This window comes from Methylocapsa palsarum (assembly GCF_900114285.1).
GTDB classification, from domain to species: Bacteria; Pseudomonadota; Alphaproteobacteria; order Rhizobiales; family Beijerinckiaceae; genus Methylocapsa; species Methylocapsa palsarum.
On the sequence record NZ_FOSN01000010.1, the window covers coordinates 145723 to 159607 of the forward strand.

A 13885-nucleotide genomic window follows, 5' to 3' on the forward strand; every position below is an offset into this window, starting at 1 on the left:
GGCAGGAGGGCGTCAAGACAAGGCGCGCCAAAGCCTCGGCCCGGCCGGAGCCGGCTCAGGCCGCGCTCCCGACCCGCGCGGAGATCGTCGCGTTCATCGCCCGCGAACGGGAGGCGCTCGGCGACCGCTCCCCGGCCAAGATCGGCAAACGCGAGATCGCGCGGGCCTTCGACATCAAGGGCGCCGGCAGGATCGAGCTGAAGCGCATCCTGAAAGAGCTGGAAGCCGACGGCGCCATCGAACGGCGGCGAACGACCCTGCACAAGCCCGGCGTGCTGCCAGGCGTCGTTCTCGCTGATTTTTACAGCCGCGACCGTGACGGCGACTTTCTCGCGGCTCCGGTCGAATGGGACGCCTCCGCCGGTCCGGCGCCGAAGATCGTCGTCGGCGTTCCCCGCAGGCAAAAGCCCGGCGGGCCCGCGCCGGGCGTTGGCGACCGCGCCCTGCTGCGCGTCGAACTCATTCCCGGCGCCGAACAGGGCGAGCCGTCCTACAGCGGGCGCGTCGTCAAGATTCTGCCAAAGGCGAAGGCGCAGGTGCTCGGGATTTTCCGGGCCAATCCCGGCGGCGGCGGCGGCGGCCGCGTCGCGCCCATCGACAAGAAGAACATCGGCCAGGGCGAACTCGACGTCGCCGCGGGCTACGAGGGCGAGGCGCGCGACGGCGATCTCGTCGCCGTCGAAGTGGCGCCGGGCCGCCGCTTCGGCCTGCCCAGCGCGCGCGTGCGCGAACGGCTCGGCGCGATCGACAGCGAAAAGGCGGTGAGCCTCATCGCCATTCACGCGCATCAGATTCCCAGCGTGTTCAGCTCCGACGTCCTCGCCGAAGCCGAGCGGGCGCGCCCCGCCACGATGGATTTGCGCGAAGATTGGCGCGATGTTCCCCTGCTCACCATCGACCCCGCCGACGCCAAGGACCATGACGACGCGGTTCACGCCGAACGCGACCCCGATCCTGAAAATCCCGGCGGGTTCGTCCTGCGCATCGCCATCGCCGACGTCGCGGCCTATGTGCGCCCGGGAACGCCGCTCGACCGCGCCGCCCTCGACCGCGGCAATTCGGTCTATTTCCCCGACCGCGTCGTGCCGATGCTCCCCGAGCGGATCTCCAACGATCTCTGCTCGCTGCGGCCAGACGAGGACCGCCCGGCCCTCGCGGCGCTCATCGTCATCGCGGCCGACGGCCGCAAGCTCCGCCACTCTTTTCATCGCGTGATGATGCGATCGGCGGCGAAGCTCTCCTACCCGCAGGCGCAGTCCATCATCGACGCGGCGATCGACGGCGCCCCCCATGAGACGACGGCGCCGTTGCTGGAGCGCGTCCTGACGCCGCTCTACGAGGCCTACGCCGCGTTGAAAATCGCCCGCGGCAAACGCGCGCCGCTCGATCTCGACCTGCCCGAGCGCAAGATCATCCTCAACCCTGAAGGGGCCGTCGATCGCGTCATCGTCCCGCCGCGCCTCGACGCGCACCGGCTGATCGAGGAATTCATGATCCTCGCCAATGTGGCGGCGGCGGAAACGCTTGAGGCCCGGCGCCAAGCCTTCATTTACCGCACGCACGACGAGCCTTCGATTGAAAAGCTTCACAATTTCATCGAGTTCCTGGCCTCGATCGAGATCAAGTTCGCCAAGGGGCAAGTCATGCGCTCCGAGCAGTTCAACGGCGTGCTCGTCCGCGTCCGGGGCACGTCGAACGAACATCTCGTCAACGAAGTCGTGCTGCGCACGCAGGCCCAGGCTGAATATGTCATCGAGAACTACGGCCATTTCGGCCTCAATCTGAAACGCTACGCGCATTTCACCTCGCCGATCCGACGCTACGCCGATCTCATTGTTCATCGCGCCCTGATCGCCGCCCTTCGGCTTGGCCCCGACGGTCTGCCGCCGATGAGCCGCGAGGAACTGTCCGAGGTTGCGGCGCGGATTTCGGCGGCGGAACGGCGCGCGATGGCGGCGGAACGGGAGACCGTCGAACGCCTGATCGCGGCGCATCTTGTCGGTGAGATCGGCGCGACGTTCGAGGGCCGCATCTCGGGGGCGACCCGGGCCGGGCTGTTCGTGCGGCTCGACGGCACCGGTGCCGACGGGTTCATTCCGGCCGCGACCCTCGGCGATGATTATTTCCGCCATGATCCGGCCCTGCACGCGCTCGTTGGATCGCGCACCGGGCAGATGCACCGCATGGGCGATATCGTGAGCGTCAAGCTCGTCGAGGCGGCGCCGCTCGCCGGCGCGCTGCGTTTCGAGCTTTTAAGCGAGGCGCCGGGGCGTGCGCGCCGCAAGACGACCGGCAAACCCTCGCCGCGCCGCGACAGTAAGCCCCTCGCCTCGTCCCGGCGTCAGCGATAAAAGCAAATGAACACAGGCGCGAGCCCGAGGGCCGGCGCCGCAATGGAGAGCGCGATGACCACGCCAGCGATGAACATTCCCGCCCAAGAGGGTCTGGCGGCGCGAACTGGAGCCCAACGCGAGTCTTCCTCCAAGCACGAGTCCTCCTCAAAGCGCGAGTCCTGGCCCGCCATCCGCCGGGGCATGCGCCAGGTCTGCCCGGCCTGCGGCGAAGGCAAGATGTTCAGCTCCTATCTCAAGGTCAACGATTCCTGCCCGAAGTGCGGACAGGAACTGCACCACCATCGCGCCGACGACGCGCCGCCCTATATGACCATTTTCATCGTCGGTCATATCGTCGGAACCGCGATGCTCATCACCGAGACCTACTGGCCGGACGCGCCGATCTGGCTTCACGCCATGGTCTGGCCAACGCTCGCCCTGATCCTGTCGCTGTGGTTCCTCCCGATCGTCAAGGGCGGCCTCATCGGCCATCAATGGGCTTTGCGCATGCACGGTTTCGAGGACAAAAAGAGCGCCGCGCCGAAAGCGCCGCGGACGTAGGCGCCGACGCCCGTAGCGATCGTCATGTCGGAGACCAATCCCGAAGGGCTACGCGGCGGCTCCGGATCAGACAGCGCCGTCGTCGCGGCGTCCCCTGCGCCGGTGGACGTTCGCGCGCTGCTTTGCGCCATCGCGACCGTCTCGATCGTCGGCGTCGGACTATCGCTGACGATGACGCTGATCGCGGTGCGCCTCGGCGAGCAAGGCTACAGCGCCAAAGCCATCGGCGTGAACCCCACGGCGGCGGGGCTCGCGACCCTCATCGCCGCCGCCTTCGTTCCCGGCTGGGCGCGCCGGTTCGGCGTCCGCCGGGTCCTCGTCGTCGCGCTGCTCGCGTGCATGCTGAGCCTTCTTGGCATGGCCGCGATGGAGAATTACTGGGCCTGGCTCGGCATTCGCGCGGTGTTCGGCGCGGCGCTGACGGCGCTTTTCGTCGTCAGCGAATACTGGATCAACGCCATCGCGCCGCCCGAGAGGCGCGGCATGGTCATCGGCGTCTACGCCGCCAGCGTCGCTTTGGGATTCGCCGCCGGGCCCTCCATTCTGGCGCTCGTCGGAACCGCCAGTTCGGCGCCCTTTTTCGCGGCGATCCTGCTCTTTGCGCTCGCGGCGGCGCCCATTGTTCTTGGCAGTTCGGCCGAGCCCGAGATCAAGAACACGCCGCATGTCCCGGTTTTCGGGTTTCTTCTCAAGGCGCCGGTCGTCAGTCTCGCCGGATTGCTGCATGGAGCGATCGAGACCGCCGGCATGGGCCTCCTTCCCGTCTACGCCCTCCGCGCCGGGCTCAGCGCGGAAACCGGCGCGATCTTCGTCAGCCTGTTCGCCTTCGGCAATGTGATTTTTCAGCTTCCCGTCGGCTTTGTCTCGGACAAGATCAACCGAAATCTCCTGCTGCTCGCCATCTCGGTCCTTGGTCTTGGCGGCGCGCTCGTTCTGGGGGCCGCCGGACCCGGCGCCTTGGTTTTTTTCTGCATCGCGCTTGTCGCCTGGGGCGGGATCGTCGGCAGCTTCTACGCCGTCGCGCTGGCGCAGCTCGGCGCCCGACACCACGGCGCGGAACTCGCAAGCGCGAACGCCGCTTTCGTCATGCTCTATTCCATCGGCCTGCTGGCCGGGCCGCCGTTCGTCGGCTTCGGCATGGATTTTCTTGGCGCTGACGGCTTCTTTTTCAGCATCGCGGCGATGCTGGCGCCTTATCTCGCCTTGCAAATCTGGTTTTCGGGACGCGAAGACGAGGCCAGCTGATGGACGCGCTCACGCTCTTCGGCCTCGCCTCGGTGACCGCCATGCTCGTCACCTATGCTCTCGAAGAGCGCAGCCTCTGGTTCACCCTGGCTTTCGCTTTCGCCTGCCTCGCCGGATCGGCGTATGGATTTCTCCAGGGCGCGTGGCCGTTCGGACTCGTCGAGGCGGTCTGGGCCGTCGTGGCGGGGGTCAAATGGCGAAGAAGGCGCGCTCTTCCTTGACATTGAAGGCGCGATCCGTATGGTCGCGCCTTTCCATTCCTGAGCCCCGTGGGCTGCGGGCCTTTGCGCCGCATCTGAAGGACTATTGAGACATGGCCAAGGCCGCAATGATCAAGATCAAGCTTCTGTCCACGGCGGACACGGGCTATTTCTACGTCACCAAGAAAAACGCCCGCACCAAGACCGAGAAGCTGGCGTTCAAGAAATACGATCCCGTGGTCCGGAAGCACGTCGAGTTCAAGGAAACCAAGATCAAGTAGCCGGGATCGACTAGCCGGAATAAAGGCTTCGTCTTCCTTCTGACTGCGCGCCGGCGGCCGGCGCGCAGCCTCCTGCGGCGGGTGATCCATGTTGCGGCGAAGCTTTGTGTCTCGGGCGCTCGTCCTCGGTTTCATCTGCGCCGCCGCGCACGTTCCTTCCCGCGCCCGCGCCGCAGACTCCTTCATCACCGTCGCATCGACCACCTCGACCGAACAATCGGGGCTGTTTTCGTATCTCCTTCCGTTGTTCCGGACAGCGAGCGGGATCGACGTGCGCGTCGTCGCCGTCGGCACCGGGCAGGCCCTCGCCATTGGCGCGCGCGGCGACGCCGACGCCCTCCTCGTGCATGACCGGCAGGGCGAGGACAAATTTGTCGCGGAAGGCCACGGGATCGACCGGTGCGACGTGATGTACAATGATTTCGTCCTGATCGGCCCGAAGTCGGACCCGGCCGGGATCCGGGGCGAGAAAGACGCGAAAGAGGCGCTGCGCAAGATCGCCGCGGCGAAGGCGCCGTTCGCCTCGCGCGGCGATGACAGCGGAACGCACCGCCTGGAAATGCGCCTGTGGAAGGCCGCGGGAGTGGACGTCGCGCCCGCCGCGGCCATATGGCGCCGCGAGACAGGTTCAGGCATGGGGCCGACCCTGAACCTCGCCGCTGGCGTCGACGCCTATGTCCTTGCGGACCGGGCGACATGGGCCAACTTCAAAAATCGTCAAAATCTCGAGATCCTGAGCGATGGCGATCCCGGCCTGCTTAACCGATATGGCGGCATTCTGGTCAATCCGGCGACGCATCCGCATGTCAAGGCGGCGGAGGCGCGGCGCTGGCATGAATGGCTGACCTCGGAGGAAGGGCGTAAAGCGATCGCCGGTTTCAGGGTCAATGGCGAGCAGGTTTTCTTTCTAGAAACCGCGCCCGCGCATTAAGGCGCCGCGTTGGACGACATCGCCCAGGCTTTTCACTTTGCGCTGAAGCTCATCCTCGAGGGCGATCGCGAACTTTTCGAAACGGTCAAACTTTCGATTATCGTCAGCCTCTCCGCCTCGATCATCGCATTTCTGATCGGCGCCCCGGCGGGCGCCGTTCTCGCCACGCAGACGTTTCGCGCGCGGCCCGCGATGCTTGTCAGCCTCAACGCCCTTCTCGGACTCCCTTCCGTCGTCATAGGCCTTTTCGTCTATCTCCTTTTGTCGCGATCCGGCCCGCTGGGGTTCCTTGGATTTCTGTTCACCCCGCAGGCCATGATTCTTGCGCAGATCATCCTGACATTGCCGATCATCGCCGTGATGTCTTACCGGGCCACCGAAACCTACTGGGCGGATTATCGCGACACTTTCGTGATTTTCGGCGCGAGCCGCCTGCGCGCGGTGGCGACGCTGATCTCGGCCGCGCGCGGAGCGCTCGTCACCGTGTTCCTCGCCGCGTTCGGGCGAGCCATCGCGGAGGTCGGCGCCATCATGATGGTCGGCGGCAACATCCGGGGCTTCACGCGGACCATGACGACGACAATCGCGCTGCAGACCAGCCGAGGCGAACTCGCGCTTGCTCTCGGCCTCGGCCTCGTCCTGATGGGATTAACCCTCGCGATCAGCGCCGCGGCGTTTTTTCTCAACCGGCGCATGTCGGATTATTGATTTTCCGCAGACAGCCCCGCGCGTCAGCAGCTGACGCGCAGCCTCCTGTAGCCGGCAAAACGCCCCCACGCGTCGAAGACGGGGCTCCGCACGCGGCAAAGACGCCTCGGAGCGGCGTAGGCATAGCCGCCATAGGGATATCCAGCGTAGGGATAGGCGGCGTAGGGATAGGCGGAGTATCCGTACGGGTACGAATAGCCGTAATAGGGGGCCGCCGCCGCGACGCTTCCCAGCGCCAGGCCGCCCAGGACACCCGCGGCGAGGGCGGGACCGCCCCATCCCCAACCTCCGCCCCAGCCTCCTCCGCCCCAACCTCCGCGCCAGCCTCCGCCCCAACCCCAGCCAGGGCCGCCTCGCCAGCCGCCGCCCCAGCCGCCGCGATACCACGCCTCGGCGGGCGTCGGCGCTGCGATCGACGCTGAAAATACAAGCGCGGCGAGGCCGCAGATCACAAATTTGCGCGCTTTGTTCATGGCGCCCTCCTCAATGAAGAAGAGATTTTTAACCGCGCCGTCCCGGCCCCTCAATACGGCGCACGAACATTTGACCGGATCACAGCCAGTCGGGGCGCTTTGCGAGTTCGGCGAGATAGGCGGCGCGGGGCTGGGGCAAAGGCAGGCCGCGGGGGGCGTAGAGATCACGCGTGAGGAAAAACCCGGTCAATGCGAAGCCGTCGCGGATTTCGGCGGGCGGCGAATCCGGCGAACTTTCTCCAAGCAGGAACGCTGGAAGCGCCAGCAGCCGGTTTCTGTAGGCTTCTCCGGCCGCTTTCGACACCGCCCGGCCGGATTTCGGCGACACATAGACGAGATCGCTGGCGACGCCCGTCGCGGCGCAGGATTTAAGGTCAAGGCCAAACCCGGTTTCGGCCAGAATCTCGATCTCGAACCGCACCAGCAGCGCGGGCAGCAGGCGCGGGTCGCTGATATGGTCGGCGACGAGCATCGCGATTTCGAACAGCCGTGGATGCGGATCGCGCTCGGCGATGAGGCGCAGCAGCGAGGCGACGAGGCCGATCGCGTGGAGCGCCTCCGCGCTCTCTATCAGCTGCGCGGCGCGAAGCTTCGCAGGTTCGACCGAGAAGGTTCCAAGATGCTCGTCGAGCCGCGCCCGCCAGATCAGGTCCGCGTTGTTGCCCGCCTGCAAAAATGGCTGCATCCGGCGCGAACGCCCGCCCCGGACAAGGCCGAGATGGCGGCCGTGGGCGGCGGTCATGGCTTCGAGAATGACGCTCGTCTCGCCATGACGCCGCACGCCGAGGATCAGGCCTTCGTCCCGCCATTCCATGGTTTAGCTTCGTTCGCCGCCGCGTGATATTTGCGCGATATGCATTGCCTGGATCAGGGGATCAGGATGGTGGCGCCGGTCGTCTCCCGGCTTTCCAGCGCGCGATGGACCGCGACGACCTCGCTCAGGGGAAAGGTCTTATGCGCCGACACGGCCACCGCGCCGCTGGACACGACCTTGAAAAGATCACGCGCCATTTTCTGAAGATCCTTGGGCTTTTCCGAATAGGTGTGAAGCGAGGGGCGGGTCGCGAACAGCGACCCTTTTGCGGAGAGAAGGCCCATATTGAAGGCCTCGATCTGACCCGACGCCGCGCCGAAACTGACAAAAAGGCCGAAATGGCGCAGGCAATCCAGCGAGGCCGGAAACGTCGTCTTGCCGACCCCGTCATAAACCACGTCGCAAAGACGCCCCTTGGTGATCTCCTTGACCCGCGCGGCGAAATCCTCCTCGCGATAGAGGATCACATGTTTCGCGCCGGCCTTCCTGGCGAGTTTTGCTTTTTCCGGGCCGCCAACCGTGCCGATGACATGAGCGCCAAGAGCTTTCGCCCATTGGCAGAGGATAAGGCCGACGCCGCCCGCCGCCGCATGAACGAGGATCGTGTCCCCCGCCTTCACCTTGAAGGTCCGCCGCAGCAGATATTGCGCGGTCAGCCCCTTCAGGAGCATGGAGGCGGCGGTTTCGTAGGAAATGCTCTTGGGCAGTTTGACGAGGCGGTCGGCGCCGACGATCCGCGCTTCCGCGTAGGCGCCGAGCGCCGCCTGATAGGCCACCCTGTCGCCGATCTTGAAATCCTTGACGCCCTTCCCCAGCTCCACGACTTCGCCCGCGGCTTCGTTGCCGGGCGTGAACGGAAGCAAGGGCGCAGCATAAGCGCCGCTGCGGAAATAGGTGTCGATGAAATTGACCCCGATGGCGCGGTTGCGGACGAGGACTTCGCCGCGCCCCGGCGGCGCCAGATCGACCTCCTCGATCCGCATCACCTCCGGCCCGCCAACCTCATGAACGCGCACGGCCTTCGTCATGTCGACTCCAAATGTTGAGGCAAGCGTCGCCGCCAGGGGGCCTGTCGCGCCCCGGCGGCGACATGGTTTCCAATCTACCTTACGCCTTGCATAAGGTGCGGCAAAGACGCCGCGCTATCAAGCGCCGCGCATGCCGATGCGCCTTATCCGGCTTCCGGCTTCCGGCGCGGCCCATAATTCTTGAACTTCTCGACTGTCTTCTGGATTTCTTCGTCCGCGAGTAGACGCGGCGTTCCGATCTGAAGCGCCGCCGCATATTGTTTCGCGAGCGTCTCGACCTCGACCGCGCGCCACATCGCCTGCGCGAGATCGGCGCCGATCGCGACCATGCCGTGATTGCCGAGCAAGGCGCAAGTGCGGTCTTCGAGCGCCTCGAGGACCGCGTCCGAAAGCTCCGCGGAGCCGTAGCTCTCATAACGCGAGCAGCGGATCGTGGGACCGCCAGCGACGGCGATCATGTAATGGGCGGCCGGGATCTCCATGCCGCAGATCGCGAAGGCGGTGCAAAAGATGGGATGGGCGTGGACGACGGCGCCCGCCTCGGGACGGCTTCTGAGAATATCGCGATGGAAGCGCCATTCGGACGATGGCGGCAAGGGATGGTCCGCCGTCCCGTTCATCGCCATGAACACGATGTCGGCCGGATTCATCCGATCATACGCGACCCCGGACGGCGTGATCAGAAAGCCGTCGTCCCATCGCGCCGAAATATTGCCGGACACGCCCTGATTGACGCCCTGCCGCTCGAGGCTGAGGCAAGCGTCGATGATCTCCTGACGGAGGGCGTCTTCGCGCAGGGCGTCGTCCTCGCCGGCCATGGCTCAAGCAGTCCGGGCGCTTGGGGCGAGGGCGCAGGCGGCTCGAGAAAGGCTCTGGATCCGGGCGAAATCCTTCGCCGCGATGAGCTCCGGCGGCGCCATCCAAGACCCGCCGACGCAGGCGACGTTGTCAAGCTGGAGATAGGCTTTCGCTTTTTCAGCGTCGACGCCTCCGGTCGGACAGAACACAAGGCCCGGCAAGGGGCCCTTGAGCGAGGCGAGGAACTTCGCGCCGCCCGCCGCCTCGGCCGGAAAGAATTTTAGCGCCGAAAACCCGCGTTCGCGGAGCGCCATGGCCTCCGACGCGGTCGAGGCCCCCGGCAGGAACGGCGCCGGCGCGCGTATCGCGGCCTTGATCAGGCCGGGGCTCATTCCGGGGCTGACAAGAAAAGACGCGCCCGCCGCGATCGCCGCGTCGATCTGATCAGGCTCGACAATCGTGCCGGCCCCGATCCGCGCCTCGGGATAGGCCTTGGCGAGCAAGGCGACAACTTTCAGCGCGCCCGGCGTGCGCAAGGTGATTTCGAGCACGCGCAGGCCGCCGGCGATCAGCGCGCCGGCAAGGTCAAGCGCCGCCGCAGGCTCGGCGAGGGTCAGCACCGGGATCACCGGCGACAGCCGCATCAAAGCGCGCGTCGCCTCGGACTGTTGATAACGCATCGCGCGCCCTTTTCAGAGGAACCGCAAGCGACCACGATTCACGCGAAAACGCCAGCGCCCAGTTCCGGCGCGCCGACATTGGCGCGAAAAATTTCGAAGAGTTCGCGGCCATGCCCCTGAGCCTGCGCGCCGAGGTCCGCGACGGCGGGCGCCCTCGTCTCGAAGTCCTCGGCGGAGACTTCTGCGATCAGCGCGCCGGCGTCGGCGTCGAGCACGATCATGTCGCCGTCGCGCAGCTTCGCGATCAGGCCTCCGGCCTGCGCTTCCGGCGAAACGTGGATCGCCGCCGGAACCTTGCCCGAGGCGCCCGACATGCGGCCGTCGGTGACGAGCGCAACCTTCCGACCGCGGGCCATGACCGAGGCGAGCACCGGCGTCAGCTTGTGCAGTTCGGGCATGCCGATCGCCTTCGCGCCCTGGAACCGCACGATTGCGACGAAATCGCGGTCGAGCTGTCCCGCCAGGAACGCCGCCGCCAGGTCCTCCTGCGAATGGAAGATGAGGGCCGGGGCGCGCACCTTCCGATGCTGCGGCGCGACCGCGCTGACCTTGATCACCGCGCGGCCGAGATTGCCCTCGAGCACCTTCAATCCGCCGTCGGGCGAGAACGGGCGCGCGAACGGGCGCAGCACCGACTCATCGCGGCTCGCCGCGACGGCCGGACGATAGGCGAGCCTGCCCTCGTCGAGATAAGGCTCGCGCCCGCAGGCTTCGAGCGTCTGCCCGGACACGGTCCTGGCGTCCTCGTGCAACGCCCCCGCTTCCAGCAATTGCCCGATGAGAAAGGGCGTGCCGCCCGCCGCCGTGAAATGATTGATGTCGGCGCCGCCGTTCGGATAGATCCTGGCGAGGAGCGGAACCTGCCGCGCGAGATCGGCGAAATCGTCCAGCGTCAGGAGGATCCCGCCCGCCCGCGCCATCGCGACGAGGTGCAGGACATGGTTCGTGGAGCCGCCGGTGGCGTGCAGTGCGACGATTCCGTTGACGAAGGCCCGCTCGTCGAGGATCGAGGCGACCGGCGTATAGTCGTCGCCGAGCGCGGTCATCGCGAGAGCGCGCTGCGCGGCGGCGGCGGTGAGCGCGTCGCGCAGAGGCGCGTCCGGGTGCACGAACGAACTGCCCGGAAGATGCAGGCCCATCGCCTCCATCAGCATCTGGTTGGAATTGGCGGTCCCGTAGAAGGTGCAGGTGCCCGGCGAATGGTAGGACGCGGCTTCGGCCTCGAGCAGATCCTCGCGCGTCGCCTTGCCCTCGGCGTGCTGCTGGCGCAGCTTCGCTTTCGTCTCGTTGGGAAGGCCCGAGGCCATCGGCCCGGCCGGAACGAACACGGCGGGGAGATGCCCGAAGGCCTGCGCCGCAATGACGAGGCCGGGCACGATCTTGTCGCACACGCCGAGGAAAAGCGCGGCGTCGAACATATCGTGCGAGAGGGCGATCGCCGCCGCCATCGCGATCACGTCGCGCGAGAACAGCGACAGCTCCATCCCCGGGCGGCCTTGCGTGATTCCGTCGCACATGGCGGGCACGCCGCCCGCAACCTGCGCCACGCCGCCGGCCTCGCGCGCGGCGGCCTTGATGATCGCCGGAAACCGCTCATAGGGCTGGTGCGCCGACAGCATGTCATTATAGGCGGTGACGATCGCGAGGTTCGGGACGACGCCCGCGCGCATGTCCGGTTTGGCCTCGGCGGCGCAGGCGGCGAAGCCATGGGCGAGATTGGCGCAGCCGAGCGCGCCGCGGCGCGGGCCTTGCCGGCGCGCGGCCTCCATCCGGGCGAGATAGGCCTCGCGCGAGGGGCGGCTGCGCTCCCTGATGCGGGCGGTGACGTCGGCGATCGCTGGACGGACCATGTGCGGCTCCTTGGGGAGCTTGCTGAAGTGAGGGTTGGCCAATCTAGCACATTATTCGGGGTGAAAACCTGCTTCAGGGCAAAGGGCGGCGCCTCAGTTTGAATTTCCACGCTGGGTGGGTTTGCGACGGTCCGCTTGGAGCCGCGATGGGCGAAACCGGTCATTCGGTTCACAGTCTGATCGGGCCGAAAGCGCACTGACGGTTTAGGGCAGTTGAAATGTCGAAGCGGACATTCGTCCTGCATGGCGTCGTGGTAACCCTCGACACATAGCCATCATTGCCCCAGCATTGCTTAGGCGGCGCTTACTGCGTTCACCCTAGGGCCCACCCTCGATGCACAGCGTTTTCTGCGCGCCGATCGCGCGTCTTGACGGGCGATTTGGCCGCGGCCTTAAGGAAACGTGTCCAGTCTCACGTCGGGTCAGTTCTTCGTCGACGGGCTGCTGCGGGGCGAAGACTCTTCGGAGAGGAGCCAGTCCAGCGCCGAACCGCGCGACTTAGGGAAGACTGAGCGGCATAGCCGACGTCAGCGGCGGCAGCGGAGATGACGCCGGGGTTTGCGAGCAGGACCCGCAAGGCCCTTTCACGACGAAGTTCGTCCGAGAGTTGCCTGAAGCTCGTTCCCTCCAATGTCAACATGCGCTGAAGCGAACGCGCGCTTATTCCCGAGGCTCTCGCGAGGCGGGCAAACGACGAGCCCGGTTCATCGATCATCGGTCCCAGAACGAGTCGAGCGGAGTGGCTGAATGACGAGCCTCCATTGAGGAAGTCCCACTCTTCCCCCGGGGTTTCTTCGTGGCCGGAGGCGCCGACGAGCAGGGCCGCATCGAGCACGTCGTCGTCAAGGTCGACAGCAAGCGTCGCCTCGTTTGAAATTGCGAGAGGAACTCCAAAGAATGGTCGAAGATGTTCGATCCCAAACGCCGGGTGCGCTCGGATGCGAATACTCCGAGGCGTTATATGACCGCGCTCGGTCGCCGCATAGAGCCGCTGTATCACAGACGCCGTAAATTGCTGCGTAAGGTGCATCGTCTCGCCATCGAGAACCATTGACCATCCAGCCTGTACGCAAAGTCCTCCGCGTATCGGCCGGAGTGAAATAAGTTCGTGTGTTGAGTACCGAGGAAGCGCCGCAACGACGCCCAGTAGGGCGTCGCGGGGAGTTCGCGAGCCGAGTATTACCCCACCGAATTTGCCGAGATCGGCAACACTGTTTTCGGTGATGACGCGGGCGGCGATATCGGGGCCCTCCAGGGCCGCCAATTTCCGAAAGAACTCGAATACGAAGAACAGCGGTACGGGAAGCTCAGGCTCATCGCCGGAGATGTATCCAAGATCGGCCAATTGCAGGCGCTCGTGGACCGGGAGTCCGCTTGTTCGAAGCCAGCGAATCATTGGGCCAAGCACCGCCGCGCGGATCAGCGGTATGGATTTCGCCATGTCCGAAAAGACCTTTTGCTCACACTCGTTGCGACTGCAATCTCGCGACCTGCGCGCCCTTGTAAGCAAGTCTATCCGCGTAATGGTCGGTCGGAAATGCGATTTTGACCCGACACGCCAGAATTTGCGTCCGCAACGCCCATGGCCATTGACCCTCAGTTATGGGTCGCCATAGCCTTGGGCCAGTTTCAGAATGATGTCTGACGCTTGAGTAAAGCGGGGCGTGAGCATCGGTGCAGCCGCTCGCATCCGGAGGGAGGCGGCGGAACGCATCTGCGTGTGTCATTTCTTCAGAGAATATGCCTCCAAGACTCAAGGAGCGCGAACATGAAACCGGAAGCCCAGGAACGTTCCAAGCTCGTGGCCAGCGCGGCGGCTTTGATTTTCGGCTGCCTATTCGCGGTCGCCCCCGCCGTCGCTCAGCAGGTGAACGGAGTCCTCGGCTCCCCTGAGGCGACGACCACCATCGACGGAAAGCAGCTTCCGCCGCCAAATCCGCCTTTCGGCGGGGTCATCAAGGAGAGAGCTTCCCAGTCTACCCC

The 13885-nt window shown here is 65.7% G+C and carries 15 protein-coding genes; 8 read left to right on the forward strand and 7 right to left on the reverse strand.

Annotation, left to right across the window (positions count from 1 at the left end; translation table 11 throughout):
* Window positions 1–83: 83 nt before the first annotated feature.
* From rnr to BM177_RS12625, 7 genes are all read left to right on the forward strand, one after another.
* Entirely contained in the window at window positions 84–2351 is a 2268-nt protein-coding gene (gene rnr, locus BM177_RS12595) for a ribonuclease R (protein ID WP_244532292.1), read from the forward strand.
* Between the two features lie 54 nt (window positions 2352–2405).
* Window positions 2406–2894: a DUF983 domain-containing protein gene (locus BM177_RS12600; RefSeq protein WP_342028906.1), complete on the forward strand. Its 489-nt coding sequence runs from the start codon at window positions 2406–2408 to the stop codon at window positions 2892–2894.
* A gap of 24 nt (window positions 2895–2918) precedes the next feature.
* A complete protein-coding gene (locus BM177_RS12605; RefSeq protein ID WP_091682886.1) occupies window positions 2919–4139 on the forward strand; it encodes an MFS transporter in 1221 nt (406 codons plus the stop codon).
* On the forward strand, window positions 4139–4360 hold the full coding sequence (locus tag BM177_RS12610) for a hypothetical protein (protein WP_091682888.1): 222 nt from the start codon (window positions 4139–4141) through the stop codon (window positions 4358–4360). Before BM177_RS12605 ends, BM177_RS12610 begins: the two co-directional genes overlap by 1 nt.
* Window positions 4361–4452: 92 nt before the next feature.
* Window positions 4453–4620, forward strand: coding sequence for a 50S ribosomal protein L33 (rpmG, locus tag BM177_RS12615; protein ID WP_034990859.1), 168 nt, complete (start codon window positions 4453–4455; stop codon window positions 4618–4620).
* 88 nt (window positions 4621–4708) lie between these two features.
* Window positions 4709–5551, forward strand: coding sequence for an ABC transporter substrate-binding protein (locus BM177_RS12620; protein ID WP_091682891.1), 843 nt, complete (start codon window positions 4709–4711; stop codon window positions 5549–5551).
* 9 nt (window positions 5552–5560) lie between these two features.
* The gene (locus BM177_RS12625; RefSeq protein ID WP_091682894.1) at window positions 5561–6259 is read left to right on the forward strand and encodes an ABC transporter permease; all 699 of its coding nucleotides are present in this window, start codon (window positions 5561–5563) and stop codon (window positions 6257–6259) included.
* Window positions 6260–6282: 23 nt separating this feature from the next.
* Here BM177_RS12625 and BM177_RS12630 read toward each other — a convergent pair whose 3' ends face one another.
* From BM177_RS12630 to BM177_RS12660, 7 genes are all read right to left on the reverse strand, one after another.
* Window positions 6283–6732, reverse strand: coding sequence for a hypothetical protein (locus BM177_RS12630; protein WP_091682982.1), 450 nt, complete (start codon window positions 6730–6732; stop codon window positions 6283–6285).
* 79 nt (window positions 6733–6811) lie between these two features.
* Complete coding sequence (recO, locus tag BM177_RS12635) at window positions 6812–7546, reverse strand: DNA repair protein RecO (protein WP_091682897.1); 735 nt, start codon at window positions 7544–7546, stop codon at window positions 6812–6814.
* Window positions 7547–7599: 53 nt separating this feature from the next.
* Complete coding sequence (locus BM177_RS12640; RefSeq protein ID WP_091682900.1) at window positions 7600–8574, reverse strand: quinone oxidoreductase family protein; 975 nt, start codon at window positions 8572–8574, stop codon at window positions 7600–7602.
* Window positions 8575–8717: 143 nt separating this feature from the next.
* On the reverse strand, window positions 8718–9392 hold the full coding sequence (locus BM177_RS12645) for a class II aldolase/adducin family protein (RefSeq protein ID WP_091682902.1): 675 nt from the start codon (window positions 9390–9392) through the stop codon (window positions 8718–8720).
* Between the two features lie 3 nt (window positions 9393–9395).
* Complete coding sequence (locus tag BM177_RS12650; RefSeq protein ID WP_091682905.1) at window positions 9396–10052, reverse strand: bifunctional 4-hydroxy-2-oxoglutarate aldolase/2-dehydro-3-deoxy-phosphogluconate aldolase; 657 nt, start codon at window positions 10050–10052, stop codon at window positions 9396–9398.
* Window positions 10053–10090: 38 nt separating this feature from the next.
* Window positions 10091–11902 (reverse strand): phosphogluconate dehydratase, encoded by a 1812-nt coding sequence (edd, locus tag BM177_RS12655; RefSeq protein ID WP_091682908.1) that lies wholly within the window; start codon window positions 11900–11902, stop codon window positions 10091–10093.
* A gap of 412 nt (window positions 11903–12314) precedes the next feature.
* A complete protein-coding gene (locus BM177_RS12660) occupies window positions 12315–13343 on the reverse strand; it encodes a helix-turn-helix domain-containing protein (protein WP_139223611.1) in 1029 nt (342 codons plus the stop codon).
* A 327-nt stretch (window positions 13344–13670) separates the two neighbouring features.
* Here BM177_RS12660 and BM177_RS12665 point away from each other — a divergent pair.
* The coding region (locus BM177_RS12665; protein WP_244532289.1) for a hypothetical protein at window positions 13671–13885 on the forward strand (215 nt) is incomplete at its 3' end.